Genomic DNA, 21,077 nt, shown 5'->3' with positions numbered 1-21,077 from the left:
AAGGCCTCACGCCCCACCCGGCTCCATCGACAATTCCGTATCCTCCAGCGCGCGGCGGATCAGCTCCGCCATCGCGGCGCGGGCCGCATCCGGGTTCGCATCGGCGATCGCGTCGTACAGCGCCTGATGCTCGGGCAAGGGATCGCGCGGCAGCTTGCGGTTGCGCTGCTTGAAGATGGTGGTCCAGCCGACCGCCGCCGCAATGGTGCTGGAGAGTGTGGTCAGCGGCTCGTTGCGCGTCGCCTCGAGGACCAGATGATGGAATTGCTGGTCCGCCGCGCGGCCCTCGGGCGTGGCGAGGCCGTAGCGCCCCATCTCTTCCAGCGCATGGCCCATCTGCGCCAGCTCGCGGCCCGTGCGGCGTTCCGCCGCGACGGCGGCCGCAGCAGGCTCGACGATCATGCGCAGCTCGAACAGGCTACGGATGAAGCCCTCGCTCGGTTCGCCCTCGAACATCCAGGCAAGCACATCGGGGTCGAGCAGGTTCCATCGGCTGCGCGGGCTGACGCTGGTGCCTGCCTTGGGGCGGCTTTCGACCAGCCCCTTGGCCATCAGCATGCGCACTGCCTCGCGGTACACGCTGCGCGATACCTGGAGTTGCTCGGCGAATTCGATCTCGCCCGGCAGCACGTCGCCCGGCTTGTACACCCCCGTGACGATCTGAACGCCGAGATCGTGCGCGATCGTGCCGTGGATCCGGCGCCCTTTTGGTTGCTTTCCCGGCGTCACCTGTCCCCCATCCGCCTTCTCCTCGTTCGGCCCTTCCGTCGTCGCAGAAGGGCTCGTCCGTCGATAGCCTATAGCATTCGTATCCGAACATCACGCGCCGCCTCGATTTCGATCGGATTGCGCGCCGGGAGGCGGAATGGCGCTGCCTCGATCTCGAAGACATCGCCCGGCTCGGTGCTGATTCCTTCCGAGAAGGACAGGGTCGCGGTGCCGAAGAAATGGACATGCACGTCGCCGGGATGGCGGAACAGGTCATATTTGAAATGATGGTGCTCGAGATTGGCGATGCTGTGCGACATGTTCGCCTCGCCGGTCACGAAAGGGCGTTCCCACAGGGTCTCGCCGTTCCGCACGATCCGGCTGGTGCCGCGGATATCCTCGGGCAGCTCGCCGACCAGCAATTCCGGGCCGAGCGCCGCCGCGCGCAGCTTCGAATGGGCGAGCCACAGATAATTGCCGCGCTCTGTCACATGATCGGAGAATTCATTGCCGATCGCGAAACCGAGCCGGACCGGATTGCCGTCCGCATCGATCAGATAGATGCCGGCGATCTCCGGCTCCTCGCCCGCATCGAGCGCGAAGGCGGGGGAGCGCAGCGGCGCGCCAGGCGCCGTCAGTTGCTCGCCATTGCCCTTGTAGAACCATTCGGGCTGCGCGCCCGTCTCGCCGGCGGCGGGCTTGCCGCCCTCGACGCCCATCAGGAACATGCGCATCGAATCGGTCTGCTGCGCTGCCTCGGTCATCGACCGGTGCATCTTGTCGCGCCCCTCGGCCGAGCCGAGATGGGTGAGGCCGGTGCCGGTGAGCAGCAGATGCGCCGGATCCTGGTGGTCGATCGGTGACAACAAAGTGACCGAGTCGAGATCGACCACGCCCGCGTCGCCCGTCTGTGCCGCCTGCTCGGCGAGCGTCACGCCCGCCGCGAGCGCCGCCTCGGCCAGCGCACGGATGCTCTCGACCCCGGCCAGTTGCCGCGGCGATTCCGTGCCGCGCAGCACGGCCACGCCACGCGTGCCTCTGCCATTGATGAACTGCACGAGCGACGTTCGCATGACCCTCTCCTGATTAGCGCTTGCGTAATCATATACTCAGACAATAAGCTAAAGCCAGCCGTCTTAAACGGCATCTTTGAGAGGATCGGGGCGATGGCGGCGATGGGACGGTTGAAAAGGGTTGCGCGGATCGCGCTGGCGGCGGCGCTGGCGCTCGGATCGGGCACTGCCTGGGCACAGGCGAAAGAGGCGAGCATCACCGTGCATGCCGACAAGCCCGGCCCGAAGGTGCAGCGCGAGATTTTCGGCCAGTTCGCCGAGCATCTCGGCACCGGCATTTATGGCGGACTGTGGGTCGGCAGGAACTCGCGCATCCCCAATACCGATGGTTTTCGCAACGACGTGATCGCGGCGCTCCGTGCGATCAAGGTGCCGCTGATCCGCTGGCCGGGCGGCTGTTTCGCCGACGAATATCATTGGCGCGAGGGCGTCGGCACGAAGCGTCCCGTGAAGGTCAACACCCATTGGGGCGGCGTGACCGAGCCCAATGCGGTCGGCACGCACGAGTTCATGAACTTCACCGAAGCGGTCGGCGCGGAGGCTTATGTCTCCGGCAATGTCGGCAGCGGCACGCCGCAGGAAATGGCCGACTGGGTCGAATATATGACCTCGCCGACCAGTTCGACGCTCGCCAACGAACGCCGCGCGAACGGCCGCAAGGAGCCGTGGAAGCTCCCCTATTTCGGGCTGGGCAACGAGTTGTGGGGCTGTGGCGGCAATATGAGCCCGCAATATGCCGCCGACGTGACCAAGCGCTATTCGACCTTCGTCAAGGTGCCCCAGGGCACCAAGACGCTGAAGATCGCCAGCGGCGCCAGCGACTCCAATTACGACTGGACCGAAGTGATGATGCGCGAGACGGGGCGCACCATCGACGGCATCGGCGTCCATTATTACACCGTGCCGGACACCTGGCAGAAAAAGGGTTCGGCGACCGGATTCGACGAGGCGGACTGGGCGAAGACCCTGTCCAAGACGCTGCTGATGGACGAGTATGTCACCAAGCACAGCGCGATCATGGACAAGTACGATCCTGCAAAGCGCGTCTGGCTGGCGGTCGACGAATGGGGCACCTGGTACGATCCGACGCCGGGCAGCAATCCCGGATTCCTGCAGCAGCAGAATAGCCTGCGCGATGCGCTGGTCGCGGCGATCAACCTCAATATCTTCACCCGCCATGCGGACCGCGTGAAGACGGCCAATATCGCCCAGATGATCAACGTGCTGCAGGCGATGATCCTGACCGACGGCGACAAGATGGTGGTGACGCCGACCTATCAGATATTCGGCATGTACGTGCCGTGGCAGGACGCGACGCAATTACCCGTCGACCTGACCAGCCCCTGGTACAACAAGGACCAGTGGGCGATGCCGTCGCTGAGCAGTTCGGCGGTACGCGGTGCGGACGGCGTGGTGCATGTCTCGCTGGCCAATCTCGATCCGGTGAATGCGCTGACCGTGACCCTGAACGTCGATGGCAGCACGGCATCGACCGTGACCGGCAGCGTGCTGACCGCCGACCGGATCGACGCGCATAATCGCATCGGCGAGCCGCTGGCGGTTGCGCCGCGCGACATCGCGCCGGTAACGGTGACGGGCGGCAAGGCAGTGCTGACCCTGCCGGCCAAATCGGTGACCGTCGTGGCGCTGAAGTAAGGAGCGTTGATGCTGCCGATCGCCATTGTCGGATTGGGCAAGATCGCCCGGGATCAGCATGTCCCGGCGATCCGTGCCGACGCCCGCTTCCAGCTTGTCGGGGCGGTCGATCCGCATGCGGCGCCCAGCGAGGTGCGGATCTATCCCGATCTGCCCGAGCTGCTCGCGGCCAATGCGCCGGCCGCGGTGGCGATCTGCACCCCGCCCTTCGCCCGCGTTACGGCGGCGCGAGAGGCGATCGCGGCGGGGCTGCACGTGCTGCTGGAAAAGCCGCCCGGGCTGACCGTCGACGAGGTGACCGGGCTGGAGGCGCTGGCGCGGGACGCGGGCGTCACCCTGTTCACCGCCTGGCATTCACAGGAAGCGGCCGGGGTCGACCCGGCGCGCGCCTGGCTGGTGGGGCGGACGATCGACGCGGTTCGGGTGACCTGGAAGGAAGACATCCGCGTCTGGCATCCCGGGCAGGAATGGATCCTGGAAGCGGGCGGCTTCGGCGTGTTCGATCCGGGGATCAACGCGCTGTCGATCCTGACCGATATCCTGCCAGCGCCGCTGACGGTGGAGTCGGCCGGGCTGGACGTGCCGGCGGGTCGGTCGCAGCCGATCGCCGGGACGCTGGCGCTGCGCAGCGGCGCGGTGCCGGTCTCGGTCACGCTCGATTTCCTGCATGAGGGCGTGCAGCGCTGGGACATCGAGATCGATACGCCCGACGGCATGCTGAAGCTGGCGATGGGTGGCGCGGAACTGACCATTGCGGGCGAGGCGATCGCGGTGGGGGCGAATGTGGAATATCCGCGGCTTTATGCGCGCTTCGCCGAGCTGGTGGCGCGGGGGGAGAGCGATGTGGATCTGGCGCCGTTGCGGCTGGTGGCGGAGGCACTCGAGGTTGGAGTGCGGCGTGAGGTTGAGGCGTTCGCGTTCGCCTGACCTTACCGTCATGCCGGACTTGTTCCGGCATCCATTCTGCGGCGGGGCGCAGCCCACTTCGCAAAGCGAAGCGCCCGAACCACGATGGACCCCGGAACAAGTCCGGGATGACGGTGAGGGGTTAGGCGGCGCGTTCTGCAATCAATCCTCCGAATGGGCCGAATGCCCAGCCATCAATGTTGCCCACTTGCTCGATCACCTTCCATGAGTCCGCATCCTCAGGCGCCCACCCCCGCGCTTCCGCCGAGAAGTTGAACACGCACAACAGCCGTTGCCCGTCCGACTCCCGCTCGAACGCGAGTAGCGTCTCCGATGCCTCGACGAACCGGATCGCCCCGGTCCGCAGTGCCTCATTCGCCTTACGCATCGCCAGCAGCCGCCGGGTGAGTGCCAGCATCGACGCCCCGTCCCTTTCCTGCCGGTCGACCGCCAGCGCCGCATGGTCCGGGCCGAAGGGAAGCCATGGCTCCACCGCCGAGAAGCCCCGCCCCGCTTCCCCGGCCGCCCAGGGTATCGGCGTGCGGGCGCCGTCGCGGCCGAGGGTCAGGGGCCAGTTGGCGATCGCTTCGGGATCGCGCAGGCGGTCGAACGGAATGTCGACCTGGGTGAGACCGAGCTCCTCGCCCTGATACAGGAAGATGTTGCCGCGCAGCGCCACGAGCAGCAGCATCTTCATCCGCGCGAACGCCGCCTCATGCCCCGGCGGCGCCCAGCGCGAGACCGCGCGGGGCGCGTCGTGATTTTCGAACGCCCAGCTCGGCCAGCCCATGCCGGGCGTATCGGGCCAGCGTTCCAGCACGTCGCGGACCAGCGCCGGCGTCAGCGTCTTCGCATAGAGGAAGTTGAAACCGTAGGCCGTGTTCAACCGGTGATCGCCTTGCGTGAAGCTCTGCATCTCGGGCTCGACATCGGGGCCGCCGACCTCCGCCACGGTGAAGCGATCCGGATAGCGATCGGTCAGCGCGCGGACGCGTTCGAGGAACAGCGGAATATCCGGGTGCGACTGGTTGTGGATATGGAACTGGAAATCGAACGAGCGGGTGCGGCGGCTGTTGCCGAGACGCGCGGGGTTGTCGCGCAGCGCGGGATCGACCATCGCGCAGCTGATCGCGTCGAGCCGAAAGCCGTCCACCCCGCGCTCGAGCCAGAAGCGCGCGACGTCGAGCAATGCGTCCTGCACGGCAGGCAGATGCACGTTGAGCTGCGGCTGGCTGCTGAGGAAATTGTGCATGTAATATTGGCCGCGCCGTGCGTCCCAGGTCCAGGCCGGACCACCGAACACGGATTGCCAGTTGTTGGGCGGCGTCCCGTCGGCCCTGGCATCGGCCCAGACATACCAGTCGTGGCGCGGGTTGGTGCGGTCGGACCGGCTCTCGGCGAACCATGCATGCTCGTCGGAGGTGTGGGCATAGACCTGGTCGACGATCACCTTAAGCCCGAGGCCATGGGCGCGGGCGACCAGCGCGTCGAAGTCGGCCAGCGTGCCGAACAGCGGATCGACGCCGCAATAATCGGATATGTCGTAACCGAAATCCTTCATCGGCGACGGGTAGAAGGGCGACAGCCACACTGCATCGACGCCCAGCGATGCGACATGACCCAGATGCGCAGTGATGCCGGCAAGATCGCCCACGCCGTCGCCGTTCGAATCGGCGAAGCTGCGCGGATAGATCTGGTAGATCGCTGCGCCGCGCCACCATGCGCTCGTCTCGTCCGATCGCGTCACAGCCCCTCCCCTACGGTTTCCGTCCTTTTGCGCGCCGCCCCGGGCTGAAAGCAACGGCCATACGCGAACGGGGATTGCCGCGACGCCAAGTCACTGACATCCTGACCGGCAGAAAACAAAAAATAGACATGCAGGGGTGGACAGAGTGACCGGACGGCCGCGCCAGTCCTTGGCCGGACTGTGGAATATTTCGTTCGGATTCTTCGGGATCCAGGTCGCGTTCGGCCTGCAGAACGCGAATATCAGCCGCATCTTCCAGTCGCTCGGCAGCGATGTCGACAGCCTTGCCCTGTTCTGGATCGCCGGGCCGATCACCGGCCTGATCGTTCAGCCGCTGATCGGGCATTTCAGCGACCGCACCTGGGGGCGGTTCGGGCGGCGGCGGCCCTATTTCCTGGTCGGGGCGCTGCTCGCCGCGCTGGCGCTGATCGGCATGCCGCATGCGCCGGTGCTGCTCGCCGCGGCATTGCTGCTCTGGGTGCTCGACGCCGCGATCAACGTGTCGATGGAGCCGTTCCGCGCCTTTGTCGGCGACATGGTCGGCCCGGCGCAGCGCACCATGGGCTATGCCTTTCAGACCGCGTTTATCGGCGCGGGCGCCGTGCTCGGCTCGCTCGCGCCCTTCGCGATCACCGCGCTCGGGGCAAGCAATGTCGCGCCGCCCGGCGTGATCCCCGATGCGGTGCGCTACGCCTTTTATCTCGGCGCGGCGGCGATCCTCTCCGCCGTGCTGTGGACCGTGACCGCCACGCGCGAATATCCGCCCGAGGCGCTGCGTGTCTTTGCCGGCGAGGATGCGACGCCGGCGCCCGATGACGGGAAAGCGGGCGATGACGGGAAAGCGGGCAATGCCGTGGCGCAGATCCTGCGCGATATCGTGCACATGCCGGGCGAGATGAAGCGGCTGGCGGTCGTCCAGCTCTTCTCCTGGTCTGCGCTGTTCATCATGTGGGTCTATACCACGCCGGTGGTGACCCGGTACGTCTTCGGATCGACCGACCCGTCGTCCAAAGCCTATAATGACGGCGCCGACTGGGTCGGCATCCTGTTCTCCGTCTATAATGGCGTGGCGGTGCCCGCCGCCTTTCTGCTGCCGCTGCTGGTGCGGCGGATCGGCTGCGCGCGGACTCACATGATCTGCCTGCTGATCGGCGCGGCCGGCTATACCGCGATGCTGGGCATCCACGACGCGCAGATGCTGATCCTGCCGATGATCGCAATCGGCGTGGCCTGGGCGTCGATCCTGACCATGCCCTATGCGATGCTGGCGAACGCGCTGCCAACGGGCAAGCTCGGCGTCTATATGGGCATCTTCAATTTCTTCATCGTGCTGCCGCAGCTGTTCATCGCGCTCGTGATGGGTCCGGTGATCCACCGATTCTTCCCGACCGAGCCGATCTGGACGATCGCGATCGCGGCCATGCTGATGGCGTTCGCCGCCGTGGCGATGCTGCGCCTGAGCGACCAGCCGCAAGAAGCCACCGGAATCAGCGCGGATCCGAAGATGGCGCTTTGACAATCCTATAGGATACACGATACCTACCCGGTTAGCGCTACCACCGGCGCGATTCCGCTGACGTCCGAGAAGCACGGGCGCACCGGCCAGGAGAGGATTATCGCGATGCGCATCACGCGTAGGGACCTGGTCGTGGCGCTGGCGTCGGTAGCGGTCACCTGTTCCGCCGGCCTGATGGCGCAAACCCAGACCAGGAAGATCATCGGCCCGTCGGTGTGGGACTGGAATACGATGAAGGTCACTCCGACCGATGTCGGCGAAGTGCGCAGCCTGGGCAATGGGCCGACCGCGACGCTCGACGATCTCGAGATGCACGTCACCACGCTCAAGCCCGGCCAGACGTCCCACGCCCCGCACAAGCACCCGAACGAGGAGCTGGTGATCATCCGCGAAGGCACGGTCGAGACCCTGTCCGACGGCGTGTGGAAAAGGCTCGGGCCGGGATCGGTGATCTTCAACGCGTCCAATTCGCTGCACGGGCTGCGCAATGTCGGCACGACCAACACGACCTATCATGTGATAAACTGGACGACGCCGGCGACGCCGAAGAACTGAGCGCCGGCCACCAGGAGAGACGACATGAATTCGATCGACCGCCGCTCGATGCTGACCGGCGCCGGCTTTGCCGGGCTTGCTGCCGCGCTGCCGGGTGACGTGATGGCGCAGGCGCTGAGCGGCAATGCCGTTCCCGAGACGGTCAATACCGGCGCGCCGAGCGATCCGCGGCCAAAGCACCACATCAAATTCGCGGTGATCGGGCTCGACCATAATCACATCTATTCGATGACCGCGGCAGTGATCCGCGGCGGGGGCGAGCTGGTGTGGGTCTATGCCACCGATGCGAAGCAGCTCGCCGCTTTCCAGAAGCTCTTCCCGAGCGCGAAGCTGGCGCGGAGCGAGGCCGAGATCCTCGAGGACAGATCGATCCAGCTGATCGCCGGGGCGCCGATTCCCGACCTGCGCGCGCCGCTCGGCATCCGGGCGATGAAGGCGGGCAAGGATTATCTCGGCGACAAGCCGGCGATCACCAGCCTGAAGCAGCTTGCCGATGTACGCGCCGCGATCAAGGCGACCGGACGCAAGTTCGCGATCATGTATTCCGAGCGGCTGGAAGTGCCGGCCGCGATCAAGGCGGGCGAGCTGATCGAGCAGGGGGCGATCGGCCGCGTCGTGCAGACGATCAACATCGCGCCGCACCAGGTGAACCCGGCGAGCCGGCCCGACTGGTTCTGGGACAAGGCGCGGTACGGCGGCATCCTGACCGATATCGGCAGCCACCAGGCCGAGCAGTTCCTGTTCTTCACCAAAAGCACGCGCGCGCAGGTCGTCGCGTCGCAGACGGGCAACATCAACCATCCCGACAAGCCGTTGTTCGAGGATTTCGGCGACATGACGATGAGCGGGAATGGCGGCACCGGCTATCTGCGGGTCGACTGGTTCACGCCCAAGGGCCTCGGCACCTGGGGCGACGGGCGGCTCTTCGTGCTGGGGACCGAGGGCTATATCGAGCTGCGCAAATATGCCGACCCGACCGGCAAGCCCGGCGGCAACCATCTGTTCGTGGTCGACGGCAAGAGCGCGCGCTATCTGGATTGCAGCAAGGTCTATCTGCCCTTCGGCCCGCAATTCGTGACCGATATCGTCGAGCGCAGCTCGATCGCGCAGGACCAGGAACAGGCGCTGCTGGCGGCCGAACTCGTGCTCAAGGCGCAGAAGAACGCAACCCGGCCGATCACGGCCTGACGGGGAGACATTCTCATGACCAAAGGTTTCTCGCGGCGCGACCTGATCAGGACCGGGGCGATTGCCGCGGTCGGTTTCCCGTCGATCGTGCCGGCCAGCGTGTTCGGGCAGAATGCGCCGAGCAAGCGCATCAATATCGGCGCGATCGGCGTGGGGCGCATCTCGCGCATCCATGACATGGCCGAGGTGTTCAAGTTCGACGACGCGCATATCGTCGCGGTGTGCGACCTCGACACACGGCGCGTGCAGCAGGGCATCGAGCTGGTCGACAAGACCTATGGCGAGAAGACGGGCAAGCCCTATTCGGGCACGCGCGGCTATGCCGACTATCACGAGCTGCTGGCCAACAAGGACATCGACGCGGTCATCATCTCGACGCCCGACCATCAGCATGCGCCGAATTCGATCCATGCGGTGCGGGCGGGCAAGGACGTGTACTGCCAGAAGCCCGCATCGCTGACGATCGCCGAGGGTCGGCAGATGGCCGACGCCGTGGCGAAGACCGACCGCATCCTGCAAATCGGATCGCAGCAACGATCGCAGGACCCATGGCCGCAATTCCACCGCGCGTGCGAGCTGGTGCGCAACGGGCGGATCGGCAAGCTGACGCATGTCGAGATCGGCCTGCCGGGCGATCCTTCCGGGCCCGAGGCGCCGCCGATGCCGATCCCCGCCAACCTGAATTACGACGCGTGGCTCGGGACGACGCCCGAGGTCTATTATACCGAAATCCGCGTGCATCCGCAGGACGGCACGTTCAGTCGGCCGGGCTGGCTGCGCTGCGAGCAGTTCGGCGCGGGCATGATCACCGGCTGGGGCGCGCACCATGTCGACATCGCGCATTGGGGCATGGACACCGAGCACACCGGCCCGATCGAGATATGGGGCAAGGCCGAGTTCCCCAAGAGCGGGTTGTGGAACGTGCATGGGCCGTTCGAAACCTATGGCAAATATGCGAACGGGGTGGAGATGAAGATCTCCGGCGCCTTGCCCAATGGCGTGAAGTTCATCGGCACCGAGGGGTCGATCTTCGTGACGCGTACCGGTGGCGGCGTGACCGCGAGCGACCCGGCGATCGCCGCGGCGGGGACGAGCGGGCTGCTGGCGAGCAACCCCAAGATCCTCGACAGCGTGATCGGGCCGAACGAAATCCACCTGCCGCGCAGCCCCGAACAGCATCGCAACTGGATCGATTCGATCAGGACAAGGAAGCCCAACATCTCGCCGGCGGAGCTGGGGCACCGGGCCTGCTCGACCTGCCTGCTGCACTGGACCGCGATGCGCACCGAGCGGCGGTTGCACTGGGACCCGGTCAAGGAGCGCTTCATCGGCGACGATGCGGCGAACGCGATGCTGAGCCGGCCGCAGCGCAAGGGTTATGCGATCTGACGACCGGCCGGAGGGGCTAACGCGATGAGATTTGGTGATGGTGATCTTCTTTCCTCCCCATCGCAGATGGGGAGGGGGACCGCGCTTGCGCGGTTGAGGGGGCTTGGAGCGCGGCGACTTGGCCTCACTCCAATACCCCTCCACCACCCGCTGAAGAAGCGGGTGGTCCCCCTCCCCACTGCGTGGGGAGGAACAGTTGGGGCGCTGCTGCTGGCGACGGGCGCCCTCGCGCAGGACGCGAAGACCGAGGAAGTGATCGGCCCCATCTATACCGACGCGCCCGAAATGACGGTCAATCCGAGCCAGCCGATGGGTACGCTGCACGGCTTCGTGATGCTGTCGCAGGATTCCAGCATCTACCCGGGCATCCGGCAGTTGCAGAACGAGACAATCGCGAAGCGCGACGCGTACGGCAACCGGATCGCAGCGAAGGCCGAGCTTCAGTCCGAACCGGCGCCGTATCGCCGCGAAGTGATCGTCTACATCCCGGCAGGCTATAAAGCCGGGACCGAGACGCCGTTCATGGTCGTCCAGGACGGGCGCGATTATGCGACACGGGTGGCGCTCGCGCTCGACACGCTGATTGCGCAGAAGCGCGTGCCGCCGATGGTCGCGGTGATGATCCAGTCGGGCGGTGGCGATGCGCAGGGCTCCGAGCGCGGGCTGGAGTACGACACGGTCTCGGGCCGTTATGCCGAGTTCGTCGAGCGCGAAGTACTGCCGCTGGTGACGCGCAACTACCGGGTCAATTTCACCAAAAACCCGGAAGGGCGGGCGACCATGGGCGCCAGTTCCGGCGCGGCGGCGGCGTTCAGCATGGCCTGGTTCCACCCCGAATGGTATCGCCGGGTGCTGTCCTATTCGGGCACCTTCGTGAACCAGCAGAGCCCGCCCGATCCTGCGACGCCCGAGGGCGCCTGGGACTATCACGCGCATCTGGTCCCCGAGAGCCCCCGGAAACCGATCCGCATCTGGATGCATGTCGGCGAGAAGGACCTGCATTACGACGATCCGGAATCGACCTTCCACAATTGGCCGATGGCGAACCAGCGCATGGCCGCGGCGCTGAAGGCGAAGGGCTATTCCTATCATTACGTGTTCGCGAGGGACTCGGTTCATGTCGACCAGCGGGTGGTCGGGCAGACCTTGCCTGGGGCGATCGAATGGCTTTGGCAGGGGTATCGGAAATGATTTTTGGTTCTTTCTCTTCTTCCTTCCCCGGCGAAGGCAGGAGGGCGGGGCTTGGCCTTTCGCTCGCTGCGCTGCTGCTGTCCGGCACTGCCTTTGCGCAGACCTCTCCTCAGCCCTGGCGCAACCCTGCGCTCCCCACCGAGCAGCGTGTCGATGCGCTGATCGCGCAGATGACGATCGAGGAGAAGGCGTCGCAGCTGGTCAACCAGGCGCGCGCGATTCCGCGGCTTGGGGTGCCTTCCTATGACTGGTGGAGCGAGGCGCTGCACGGCGTGGCGAACAACGGCTTCGCCACCGTGTTTCCCGAGCCGATCGGGCTGGCCGCGACCTTCGACGCGCCGGCGATCAAAACGATGGGCGAAGCGATCGGCACCGAGGGCCGGGTGAAATGGAACCTGATCGAGAAGGCCGGGGGCGAGCACCGCATCATGCAGGGCCTGACCTTCTGGTCGCCCAACATCAACATCTTCCGCGATCCGCGCTGGGGCCGGGGGCAGGAGACCTATGGCGAGGACCCGTATCTGACCGCCACGCTGGGCGTGAACTTCGTGCGCGGCATGCAGGGCGACGACGCGCGTTATTACCGCGTGTCCTCCACCGCCAAACATTATGCGGTGCACAGCGGTCCCGAGCCGGGCCGGCACAGCGACAATATCCCGGTGAGCCTGCACGACGAGGAGGACACCTATCTGCCCGCGTTCCGCGCGCTGGTGGTGGACGGCAAGGTCGAGTCCGTGATGTGCGCGTATAACGCGATCAACGGCCAGCCCGCCTGCGCCAATGAATTCCTGCTCAAGGACCGGCTGCGCGACGCCTGGGGCTTCAAGGGGCATGTGGTGTCGGACTGCGACTCCATCGCCGATATCGAGCGCGGGCATCATTATACGAAGACGGTGGCCGAGGCGGCGGCGATCTCGCTCAAGCTGGGCGTCGACAATGACTGCGCCGAATATGGCCGGACGGCGGGCGCGACCTCCGATTACGACCGCTATGTCGATGCGATGAAGCAGGGACTGGTCAGCCAGGCGGTGGTCGACGCCTCGCTGCGCCGGCTGTTCACCGCGCGCATGCGGCTGGGGCTGTTCGACCCGCCGGCGATGGTACCGTTCAACGCCATTCCGGACAGCGCGCTCAATTCGCCCGAGCATGGCGCGCTCGCCACGACGCTGGCGCGCGAGGCGATGGTGCTGCTCAAGAACAATGGCGTGCTGCCGGTGAAGCCGGGCGTGAAGCGGATCGCCGTGGTCGGTCCGCTGGCGGATCAGGTCGATGTGCTGAACGGCAATTACAACGGCACGCCCGTCGCGCCGGTGAGCGCGCTGGAGGGCATCCGCAAGGCCTTTCCCGGTGCGGAGATCCTGTTCGAGCCGGGCACCGACTTCCTGCGTGCGGCCGAGCCGGTGCCGACGGCCGCCCTGTCGACACCCGATGGGGCGCCGGGGCTCAAGGCCGAATTCTGGCGCGGCGTGGATTTCGCCGGGGCGCCGGCGGTGAGCCGGACCGATGCGATCATCGCCTATAGCCGCAACACGCCCGCGGTGATTCCGGATGCGGCGGTGACCTCCGCGCGGTGGAGCGGCTTCGTGGCGGCGCCGGACGACGGGCTGTACAAGATCGGCATCAACGGGCGGTCGGCCAAATTGTGGATCGACGACAAGCTCGTCGCGGACAACACGAACCCGCAACAGCGCGGCGCGAACCTGGTCGAGATGCGGTTCGTGAAGGGCGAGAAGCACAAGGTGCTGATCGAGCAGACGCCGAGCCGATTCCCGCCGCGCTTCGTGTGGAACGAGGTGCGCACCGACGCGCTCGCGCGTGCCGTCGCGGCCGCCAAGAGCGCGGACCTCGTCATCGGCGTGGTGGGCATCACCTCCGCGCTGGAGGGCGAGGAGATGACGGTGAACGTGCCGGGCTTCGTCGGCGGGGACCGCACCAGCCTGGACCTGCCCGCGCCCGAGGAAGAGGTACTGAAAGCGGTCAAGGCGATGGGCAAGCCGCTGGCCGTGGTGCTGATGAACGGATCGGCGCTGTCGGTGAACTGGGCGGCCGCCAATGCCGATGCGATCCTCGAGGCGTGGTATCCGGGCCAGGCCGGCGGCACCGCGATCGGCGAGACGCTGTCGGGCGCGAACAACCCGGCGGGGCGCCTGCCGGTGACCTTCTATACCGGGGTCGACCAGCTGCCGCCGTTCAAGGACTATGCGATGAAGGAGCGGACCTATCGCTACTTTACCGGTAAGCCCTTGTACCCGTTCGGGCACGGGCTGAGCTATACCAGCTTCGCTTATGGCAAGCCGATACTCTCCGCCGCGACGGTGAAGGCGGGCGATGCGCTCGGCGTCGATGTGACGGTGCGCAACACCGGCAAGCTGGCCGGGGACGAAGTGGTGCAGCTCTATCTCAGCTTCCCGCAGGCGCCGGGCATGCCGGTCAGGGCGCTGCGCGGCTTTTCGCGGGTGCATCTGGCGGCGGGGGCGAACAGCAAGGTGCATTTCGACCTGGATGCGCGCGGGCTTTCCAGCGTGACCGAGGCGGGCAAGCGGATCGTCGCGCCGGGGGCCTATGGGCTGACGGTCGGCGGCGGGCAGCCGGGGACCGGGGCAGTGACGACGGCCGCCGGCTTTCGGGTGACCGACTCTGCCGCGCTCGCTGAGTAAAGCGCGCGCCCGGATCGGACCGCCGCAGTAAACGCCTGCAACAGGTGTTGGAGAAGGCGCGGCGTTGCGCGATCCGGTCGAATAGTCGCCGAATTTCGCGAGGCACCTGCGAGCGGGGCGAAATCGAGCGGTTCTTGAGCGCTGCGCGGCGAATAGGGAGCGGGGCTGTTGGAGAGGCGCAGAAATAGCTGAATCATGCGATTCGGGCGCATGACGGTATTGCCGCGATAGGGACGGATTATTTCCCGAATTACGCGAGGGGTATCGGTTTATCATGACGCTTTTCTTCGGGCTGAACGCCAATAGTCCGTACGGCCTCCACGGGCCGGGTTGGGGAGTTCAGCACGAAAGGGCACCGACTTGAATCGGCGCGCGCGGAAATGGCCGGTCCCTTCGTCGCCCGCACAGGCCGGTCGGGCGCACGGGTCCGCTTCGGACCCTTGACGCGTTCGGCCGACGCGCCCACGCCGCCGCTCTTTACCCCAATACAGGCGTGCCGCGTATCCTGGCCGCCTTTCGAGTGATTGATTTTAAATGCGAATTCCTCGCCTGTTCAGCCGATCGTCCAATGACATGGCGATCGATCTCGGGACTGCCAATACCGTCGTCTATCTGCGCGACCGCGGCATCGTGCTCAACGAGCCCTCAGTCGTCGCCCTCGAAACGCTGAACGGCGTCCAGCGCGTGCGCGCGGTGGGGGCGGAGGCCAAGCTGATGATGGGCAAGACCCCCGAGAGCATTCGCGCGATCCGGCCGATGCGCGACGGGGTGATCGCCGACATCGATGTCGCCGAACAGATGATCAAGCATTTCATCGACAAGGCGCATGGCGGGAAGAGCCGGCTGCCGCGCAATCCGGAGATCGCGATCTGCATCCCCTCGGGCGCGACCCCGGTCGAGCGCCGCGCGATCCGCCAGGCGGCGCAGAATGCCGGCGCGCGCAAGGTCCATCTGATCGAGGAGCCGATGGCCGCGGCGATCGGTGCCGGTCTGCCGGTGACCGAGCCGATCGGGGCGATGGTGGTCGATATCGGCGGCGGCACCACCGAAGTGGCGGTGCTGTCGCTGCGCGGGCTCGCCTATAGCACTTCGGCGCGGGTCGGCGGCGACCGGATGGACGATGCCATCGCCTCCTATATCCGGCGCAAGCACAATCTCATGATCGGCGAATCCACCGCCGAGCGGGTGAAGATCGAAATCGGCAAGGCGTGCGAGGAATCCGCATCGACCAGCCTGATCATGCGCGTGAAGGGCCGCGACCTGGTCGCCGGCGTACCCAAGGAAGTCGAGGTCAGCCAGGCCGAGATCGCCGGATCGCTGGCCGACCTGGTCGGCCAGGTGGTCGAGACCGTCCTCGGCGCGCTCGAGCGGACCGAGCCGGAACTGGCCGCCGATCTCTACGACCAGGGCATCGTGATGACCGGGGGCGGATCGCTGCTGGCGGGCATCGACGAGGCGCTGGCCAAGGCCACCGGCCTGCCGGTGATCGTCGCGGAGAATGCGCTGATCTGCGTGGCGATGGGCGCCGGGCGGGCGCTGGAGGACCCGGTGCTGAGCGGGGTGATGGTGGAGGCGTGAGGGGCGAGCCGGAACCCGCCGCTGCGTCGGATCCGATCGCAGCCAATATATGCCCCCCGACTGGACCAGCACCGGGTTGTCCGGCGGACGATCCGACCCGGTACTCCGCCGGGGAACTGCCAGGGCGGGGGGCGAAATCTACCCCGTCGCTTTACGCCGCCGGCACCCGGTACGCGCCGCAGAGCTTGTTGCCGTCGGGATCGCGCAGATAGGCGAGGTAGAGCTTGCCGAAGCCGCCTGCGCGAATGCCGGGCGGGTCCTCGATCGAGGTGCCGCCATGCTCGACGCCGGCCTTGTGCCAGGCATCGGTTTCTTCCGGGCCGCTCATCGTGAAGCCGATCGTGCCGCCATTGGCGCAGCACGCTTCCTTGCCGTCGATCGGCGTGGTGACGAGGAAGGTGCCCCCATTGTGCCGGTAGATTAGCCGGCCTCTATCGTCTTCGAAGGCGGGCTTTCCCCCGATCGCACCGAACAGCGCATCGTAGAAAGTCCTGGACCGGGCAATATCGTTGCTGCCGACCGTCATGTGACTGAACATCGCGTTTCTCCCCTAGCGCCGGGATTCTCGCCCCGGCGGAAGGGCGCGTCAAGACGCCGTGGCGGGTTCGATGCCCGAGCCGGGGCGCAGTTCGGCGCGGGCATGGCCGATGATCTGGGCGCCGCCCCACAGGCCGAGCCCGGCCATGACGCTCGCGACGATCAGGTCGGGCCAGGCAGTACCGGTGCCGAACACGCCGAGCGCGGCGAGCATCACCGCGAGATTGCCGATCGCATCGTTGCGCGAGCAGATCCAGACCGAGCGCATGTTCGCATCGCCGGTGCGGTAGCGGAACAGCAGCGCCGCGACCGCGGCATTGGCGACGAGCGCGATGAAGCCGACCACGCCCATCACCTCGGCCCTGGGCGTGGCGCCATGGAGCGCGGCCCAGAAAGTGGCGGCGAGCACGGCCAGGCCGAAGGCGAAGATCGTGCCGCCCTTCACCAGCGCGGCGCGGGCACGCCAGGCCAGCGCCATGCCGGCAACGCCGAGGCTGATCGCATAATTGGCCGCATCGCCGAGGAAGTCGAGCGCGTCGGCCTGGAGCGCGCGGGAGCCGCCCGCGACGCCCGCGCCCATCTCGCCCACAAACATCGCCGCGTTGACCGCGAGCGCGATCCACAGGATGCGGCGCCAGCGCGGATCATTGGTCGGTGTCGTCTCGCTCGCGCAGCTGCTGCAGGCCATCGTCATTCCCTCGACAGATCAGGAGTCGGATGGGCATATGCACCCTGTAGCAACTATAGGGTCAAGCCATGGCTGACGCATTCACGATCGGGCATCTGGCCCGGGCGACCGCGACCAAGGTGGAGACGGTGCGCTATTATGAGCGGATCGGGCTGCTGGCCGCGCCGGGGCGGACGCAGGGCAATTACCGCGCGTATGGGACCGAGGCGCTGTCGCGGCTGAGCTTCATCCGGCGCGCGCGCGACCTGGGTTTCTCGATCGACCAGGTACGCGAGCTGCTCGATCTGGCCGCGCAGGGGCAACGCGATTGCGGGTCGGTCGATGCGATGGCGACCGGGCATCTTGCCAAGATCGACCGCAAGCTGGCCGACCTGGCCGCATTGCGGCGGGAGTTGAACACGCTGATCTCGTCGTGCCGGGGCGGGACCATGTCCGACTGTCGGATCCTCGAGGCGCTGGCACCGCGCGCCTGAGGAGTCAGATCATCGGCAGGCTGCGGGGTTTCCGTCCCAGCGGGAAGGCAGCGTCGATCCGGGCCAGCGCCGCTTCGTCGAGGAGGAGGTCGCCGGCGCCGGCATTGTCGGCGGCATGGTCCGGCGAGGACGCCTTGGGGATGACGAAGGCATGGCGGGCGAGCGCCGCGAGCGCGACCTGTCGGGCGGTCGCGCCCTGCCGCGCCGCGATGTCGGCGAGCACGCGCCCGCCCGGGCTCGACGGTGCGGGAAAGGCGCCGCTGCCGAACGGGCTGTAGCCGACGACCGCCACGCCGTTGCGGTCGCACCACGGGACCACGGCATGTTCGATGGCGCGCTCCTCCAGATGATAGAGCACCTGGTTGCAGGCGATGCGGCCCGGACCGGCGATGGCCAGTGCTTCGTCAAGGTCGTCCTCGTCGAAATTGCTGACGCCCCAGGACAGGATCTTGCCGGCCCGCACGAGCTGCTCGAAGCCGGCGATGGTCTCCTCGAGCGGATAGCTGCCGCGCCAGTGGAGCAGGTAACAATCAAGCCGGTCAGTGCCGAGGCGCGCGAGCGAGCGGTCGCAGGCGGTGATCGTGCCGGCGCGCGAGGCGTTGTGCGGCAGGACCTTGGAGACGAGAAAGACCTCGTCGCGGCGGCCGGCGATCGCTTCGCCGACGATCGGTTCGGCATCGCCGTACATTTCGGCGGTGTCGATATGCGTCATGCCGGCATCGAGGCCGCGGCGGAGCGCCGTGACGGAAGCGGCGCGGTTGCCGCCGTCCATGCGCCAGCTACCCTGGCCGATGATCGCGACGTCGCGTGCGGTGCTGCCGAAGGGGCGAAGGCGCATGATCAGCCGAGCGCCTGTTCGATCCAGGCGACAATCCGCTGCGTCGGCATGGCGCCCGAGGTGCGGGCGATCTCCCGCCCCTTGCGGAACAGGATCATGCTGGGGATGCCCTGAATGCCGTAGCGCGCGGCGATGGCGGATTCGGCCTCGGTATCGAGCTTGGCGAGGCGGACCCGGGGTTCGAGCTGCGCCGCGGCCGCTTCGAACGCGGGGCTCATCATTCGGCAGGGGCCGCACCAGGCCGCCCAGAAATCGATCACGACGGGCAGATCGCCCTGCGCCACATGCCGGTCGAAGCTCGCCGCGGTGAGATCGACCGGCTTGCCCGCGAAGAGCGGCCGGTGGCATTTGCCGCAGGTCGGGTTCTGGTCGAGCCGGGCACGCGGCACGCGGTTGAGCGCGCCGTCATGCGGGCAGGCGACCAGCAGGGTTTCCGTATTCGGCATGCGCGTCTCCAACCCTGCCCGGCGCTTGCGGTTCCCGGATCAGCCCGTCAGCGCAGCGGTGAGCGCGAGCATCGACGGGGTGAAGGCAAGCGGGCGCGTCAGCGCGACCGCCAGGGTGATCACGCCGAAACCCCAGAGATAGGCGGGATGCACCTTGCGCCGCGTGAACAGATCATAGGTCATCGCGATGCCGATGAAGACCAGCATGATGAACCAGATCGTCCAGATGATCCAGGTGCCGAGCAGCGGCAGCGGCAGCAGCCGGCCGACGCCGGGCGTCATGATCTGGATCGCGGCGCAGAGCATCAGCCGGCGGTGCCAGTCGGTACGCGCGCGCATCTGCACGCCCGCCCAGGTGAGGCCGGCAAAGACCAGCACGGTCAGCCAGTCCATCACGAGAAAGACATTGGGTTCGAAGAAGGGCGGGATGCGGTGATGGATCGCCGCCAGGGTGTTCACGCTGACCCCGACCAGCACCATCCAGCCGACATAGACAGCGGCGAAGCGGCCGAGCCGGCGGTGGAGCGCGAGATTGCCCTGATAGACGAGCAGATTCTGCGTCACATAGATGCCGAGCCAGCCCATGAAGGTGATGCCGTGGACATGCACCCACCAGGGCGCGCCGAAGCTCGACCGGCCGGCGACGAGCTGGAGGCTGAAGCCGGCGACCACGGTGGCCGAGATCACCAGCGCCATGATCAGGAAGAAACCGCGGTCCCTGGAGACGCTGTCGCGCCCGAAACCGCCCGCCAATGTCGCCATATCGCCCGCCCCCGCAAAACGTTGCGGCAGGGTATCAAAAACCGGCGCCGCTCACCAGTGTCATCATGGGCCGGACGGGATGGTGATGCCGCGCCGCGTACGGCGGCGATGGAAGAATTTCAGCAGCGGTCGCTCGATCAGGAGATAGGCAATGATCCCGCCACCGATCGCGCCGAAGAACGCGACCACCGCCATCGGCGCCATCGGCAGGTGCAGCAGCCGGGCGAGGACGAAGCAGCATTGCAGCGGGAAGATCTGCCACAGATAGATCGAATAGCTCGCGTCGCCGAGCAGCAGGAACGGCCGCCATGTCGGGACTCTGCCGCGCGCCTCCAGAATCAATGTGCCGACCAGCATCGCCGTCACCAGGACCATCGCAGGGCGGGCCAGCAACGCGAAGATCACGACCGCCGCCAGCGCGACGCGCGGACGGCGCAGCGCCGGCCGAAGCCACATCATGGCGACCCAGCCGCCGACCACGAATTCGAGGAGTATCGGGAGAGTCCACAAGGCGAGGATCGGGCCGCTCGGACCAAGCATCCTGCCGAGCAGCACGAGCCCGCAGAGGATACAGGTCAGCACCGCCAGCCGGTAGCGCGGCAGGAACAGGATCAGGGTGAAGAGCGTGTAGAACAGCATCTCCACGTTGAGCGTCCAGCCGACCGCGAGGATCGGCGAGGCGATGTTCCGCATGGTCTGCGGGCCATAGGGAATGAAGGCAAAGGAGGTGAACACCCGCACCGGATCGATCGCGACATTGGGGGCGATGCCGATCAGCGCGGCCACCACCATCGCCGACGTCGCGATCCAGTAGAGCGGCGCGACGCGGAGCAGGCGATCCTTGAAAAAGGCCCAGGGACGCGCCCCGCCATCCGTGATCGCGATCATCAGGAAACCGCTGAGCACGAAGAACAGGTCGACGCCCCAGGCACCATAGCGCCAGGGCACGCCCGCCGCCTCGGTCACATGGAAGAGGACCACGCCGGTCGCGGCGATGCCGCGCAGATATTGCAGGCCGATCAGGCGCCGCCGTTGGGGGGGGCGCTCGGGCAGGCTTTGCGAAGGGCGTTCGGGCGCGCCCGGCTGGTCGATGGTCACGCCGCCTTCCCCCTTTTCACCGGACGATAAAGGGCGATCGGCGCGTCCTCAAGCGGTTGGGCCTTCCCACT

At 66.8% G+C, this 21,077-nt stretch carries 19 protein-coding genes; 10 read left to right on the top strand and 9 right to left on the bottom strand.

What is annotated here, in order from left to right; genetic code table 11:
- Positions 1 to 6 precede the first annotated feature (6 nt).
- The gene (locus ACZ1I2_RS05210; RefSeq protein ID WP_465174902.1) at positions 7 to 729 is read right to left on the bottom strand and encodes a FadR/GntR family transcriptional regulator; all 723 of its coding nucleotides are present in this window, start codon (positions 727 to 729) and stop codon (positions 7 to 9) included.
- 68 nt (positions 730 to 797) lie between these two features.
- The gene (araD1, locus tag ACZ1I2_RS05205) at positions 798 to 1,781 is read right to left on the bottom strand and encodes an AraD1 family protein (protein ID WP_465174903.1); all 984 of its coding nucleotides are present in this window, start codon (positions 1,779 to 1,781) and stop codon (positions 798 to 800) included.
- Between the two features lie 93 nt (positions 1,782 to 1,874).
- Between araD1 and ACZ1I2_RS05200 the strand changes: the two genes are divergently transcribed.
- Together ACZ1I2_RS05200 and ACZ1I2_RS05195 are read left to right on the top strand one after the other, a co-directional pair.
- On the top strand, positions 1,875 to 3,437 hold the full coding sequence (locus tag ACZ1I2_RS05200) for an alpha-N-arabinofuranosidase (protein WP_465181588.1): 1,563 nt from the start codon (positions 1,875 to 1,877) through the stop codon (positions 3,435 to 3,437).
- A 9-nt stretch (positions 3,438 to 3,446) separates the two neighbouring features.
- On the top strand, positions 3,447 to 4,364 hold the full coding sequence (locus tag ACZ1I2_RS05195) for a Gfo/Idh/MocA family protein (RefSeq protein WP_465174905.1): 918 nt from the start codon (positions 3,447 to 3,449) through the stop codon (positions 4,362 to 4,364).
- A gap of 121 nt (positions 4,365 to 4,485) precedes the next feature.
- On the opposite strand, the gene ACZ1I2_RS05190 is transcribed toward ACZ1I2_RS05195, so the two are convergent.
- Positions 4,486 to 6,090 (bottom strand): alpha-glucosidase family protein, encoded by a 1,605-nt coding sequence (locus tag ACZ1I2_RS05190; protein ID WP_465174906.1) that lies wholly within the window; start codon positions 6,088 to 6,090, stop codon positions 4,486 to 4,488.
- Positions 6,091 to 6,235: 145 nt separating this feature from the next.
- Here ACZ1I2_RS05190 and ACZ1I2_RS05185 point away from each other — a divergent pair, with 145 nt between their 5' ends.
- The 7 genes from ACZ1I2_RS05185 to ACZ1I2_RS05155 all read left to right on the top strand — a co-directional run bounded on the left by ACZ1I2_RS05185 (position 6,236) and on the right by ACZ1I2_RS05155 (position 16,164).
- Complete coding sequence (locus tag ACZ1I2_RS05185) at positions 6,236 to 7,606, top strand: MFS transporter (protein WP_465174907.1); 1,371 nt, start codon at positions 6,236 to 6,238, stop codon at positions 7,604 to 7,606.
- A gap of 105 nt (positions 7,607 to 7,711) precedes the next feature.
- A complete protein-coding gene (locus ACZ1I2_RS05180; protein ID WP_465174908.1) occupies positions 7,712 to 8,161 on the top strand; it encodes a cupin domain-containing protein in 450 nt (149 codons plus the stop codon).
- Between the two features lie 24 nt (positions 8,162 to 8,185).
- A complete protein-coding gene (locus tag ACZ1I2_RS05175; protein WP_465174909.1) occupies positions 8,186 to 9,349 on the top strand; it encodes a Gfo/Idh/MocA family protein in 1,164 nt (387 codons plus the stop codon).
- A gap of 15 nt (positions 9,350 to 9,364) precedes the next feature.
- Positions 9,365 to 10,738: a Gfo/Idh/MocA family protein gene (locus ACZ1I2_RS05170; RefSeq protein ID WP_465174910.1), complete on the top strand. Its 1,374-nt coding sequence runs from the start codon at positions 9,365 to 9,367 to the stop codon at positions 10,736 to 10,738.
- A 162-nt stretch (positions 10,739 to 10,900) separates the two neighbouring features.
- On the top strand, positions 10,901 to 11,929 hold the full coding sequence (locus tag ACZ1I2_RS05165; RefSeq protein WP_465174911.1) for an alpha/beta hydrolase: 1,029 nt from the start codon (positions 10,901 to 10,903) through the stop codon (positions 11,927 to 11,929).
- Positions 11,926 to 14,586: a glycoside hydrolase family 3 C-terminal domain-containing protein gene (locus ACZ1I2_RS05160; RefSeq protein WP_465174912.1), complete on the top strand. Its 2,661-nt coding sequence runs from the start codon at positions 11,926 to 11,928 to the stop codon at positions 14,584 to 14,586. The genes ACZ1I2_RS05165 and ACZ1I2_RS05160 overlap by 4 nt, the downstream gene beginning before the upstream one ends.
- A 534-nt stretch (positions 14,587 to 15,120) precedes the next feature.
- Complete coding sequence (locus ACZ1I2_RS05155) at positions 15,121 to 16,164, top strand: rod shape-determining protein (RefSeq protein ID WP_465170756.1); 1,044 nt, start codon at positions 15,121 to 15,123, stop codon at positions 16,162 to 16,164.
- Between the two features lie 151 nt (positions 16,165 to 16,315).
- Here the strand turns inward: ACZ1I2_RS05155 and ACZ1I2_RS05150 are convergent, their stop codons facing one another.
- Both ACZ1I2_RS05150 and ACZ1I2_RS05145 read right to left on the bottom strand, forming a co-directional pair.
- Complete coding sequence (locus tag ACZ1I2_RS05150) at positions 16,316 to 16,702, bottom strand: VOC family protein (protein WP_465174913.1); 387 nt, start codon at positions 16,700 to 16,702, stop codon at positions 16,316 to 16,318.
- 48 nt (positions 16,703 to 16,750) lie between these two features.
- The gene (locus ACZ1I2_RS05145; RefSeq protein WP_465181587.1) at positions 16,751 to 17,389 is read right to left on the bottom strand and encodes a cation efflux transmembrane domain-containing protein; all 639 of its coding nucleotides are present in this window, start codon (positions 17,387 to 17,389) and stop codon (positions 16,751 to 16,753) included.
- Between the two features lie 68 nt (positions 17,390 to 17,457).
- Here ACZ1I2_RS05145 and ACZ1I2_RS05140 point away from each other — a divergent pair, with 68 nt between their 5' ends.
- The gene (locus ACZ1I2_RS05140; RefSeq protein ID WP_465174915.1) at positions 17,458 to 17,862 is read left to right on the top strand and encodes a MerR family transcriptional regulator; all 405 of its coding nucleotides are present in this window, start codon (positions 17,458 to 17,460) and stop codon (positions 17,860 to 17,862) included.
- Positions 17,863 to 17,866: 4 nt separating this feature from the next.
- Here the strand turns inward: ACZ1I2_RS05140 and ACZ1I2_RS05135 are convergent, their stop codons facing one another.
- The 4 genes from ACZ1I2_RS05135 to ACZ1I2_RS05120 all read right to left on the bottom strand — a co-directional run bounded on the left by ACZ1I2_RS05135 (position 17,867) and on the right by ACZ1I2_RS05120 (position 21,006).
- Positions 17,867 to 18,700 (bottom strand): aldo/keto reductase, encoded by an 834-nt coding sequence (locus tag ACZ1I2_RS05135; RefSeq protein WP_465174916.1) that lies wholly within the window; start codon positions 18,698 to 18,700, stop codon positions 17,867 to 17,869.
- A 2-nt stretch (positions 18,701 to 18,702) separates the two neighbouring features.
- A complete protein-coding gene (trxC, locus tag ACZ1I2_RS05130; RefSeq protein ID WP_465170762.1) occupies positions 18,703 to 19,146 on the bottom strand; it encodes a thioredoxin TrxC in 444 nt (147 codons plus the stop codon).
- 39 nt (positions 19,147 to 19,185) lie between these two features.
- The gene (locus ACZ1I2_RS05125; protein ID WP_465170763.1) at positions 19,186 to 19,908 is read right to left on the bottom strand and encodes a hypothetical protein; all 723 of its coding nucleotides are present in this window, start codon (positions 19,906 to 19,908) and stop codon (positions 19,186 to 19,188) included.
- A 63-nt stretch (positions 19,909 to 19,971) separates the two neighbouring features.
- A complete protein-coding gene (locus ACZ1I2_RS05120; protein WP_465174917.1) occupies positions 19,972 to 21,006 on the bottom strand; it encodes an acyltransferase family protein in 1,035 nt (344 codons plus the stop codon).
- Between the last annotated feature and the right edge of the window lie 71 nt (positions 21,007 to 21,077).

The organism is Sphingomonas sp. BL-S-29, from assembly GCF_055521495.1.
This window is presented reverse-complemented; position numbering and strand designations above follow the sequence as displayed.

Bases quoted from the DNA above. Each gene is read 5' to 3' on its own strand.
- araD1 (WP_465174903.1), bottom strand. From the start codon at position 1,781: ATGCGAACGTCGCTCGTGCAGTTCATCAATGGCAGAGGCACGCGTGGC.
- ACZ1I2_RS05200 (WP_465181588.1), top strand. From the start codon at position 1,875: ATGGCGGCGATGGGACGGTTGAAAAGGGTTGCGCGGATCGCGCTGGCG.
- ACZ1I2_RS05195 (WP_465174905.1), top strand. From the start codon at position 3,447: ATGCTGCCGATCGCCATTGTCGGATTGGGCAAGATCGCCCGGGATCAG.
- ACZ1I2_RS05180 (WP_465174908.1), top strand. From the start codon at position 7,712: ATGCGCATCACGCGTAGGGACCTGGTCGTGGCGCTGGCGTCGGTAGCG.
- ACZ1I2_RS05175 (WP_465174909.1), top strand. From the start codon at position 8,186: ATGAATTCGATCGACCGCCGCTCGATGCTGACCGGCGCCGGCTTTGCC.
- ACZ1I2_RS05170 (WP_465174910.1), top strand. From the start codon at position 9,365: ATGACCAAAGGTTTCTCGCGGCGCGACCTGATCAGGACCGGGGCGATT.
- ACZ1I2_RS05160 (WP_465174912.1), top strand. From the start codon at position 11,926: ATGATTTTTGGTTCTTTCTCTTCTTCCTTCCCCGGCGAAGGCAGGAGG.
- ACZ1I2_RS05155 (WP_465170756.1), top strand. From the start codon at position 15,121: ATGCGAATTCCTCGCCTGTTCAGCCGATCGTCCAATGACATGGCGATC.
- ACZ1I2_RS05150 (WP_465174913.1), bottom strand. From the start codon at position 16,702: ATGTTCAGTCACATGACGGTCGGCAGCAACGATATTGCCCGGTCCAGG.
- ACZ1I2_RS05145 (WP_465181587.1), bottom strand. From the start codon at position 17,389: ATGGCCTGCAGCAGCTGCGCGAGCGAGACGACACCGACCAATGATCCG.
- ACZ1I2_RS05140 (WP_465174915.1), top strand. From the start codon at position 17,458: ATGGCTGACGCATTCACGATCGGGCATCTGGCCCGGGCGACCGCGACC.
- ACZ1I2_RS05135 (WP_465174916.1), bottom strand. From the start codon at position 18,700: ATGCGCCTTCGCCCCTTCGGCAGCACCGCACGCGACGTCGCGATCATC.
- trxC (WP_465170762.1), bottom strand. From the start codon at position 19,146: ATGCCGAATACGGAAACCCTGCTGGTCGCCTGCCCGCATGACGGCGCG.
- ACZ1I2_RS05125 (WP_465170763.1), bottom strand. From the start codon at position 19,908: ATGGCGACATTGGCGGGCGGTTTCGGGCGCGACAGCGTCTCCAGGGAC.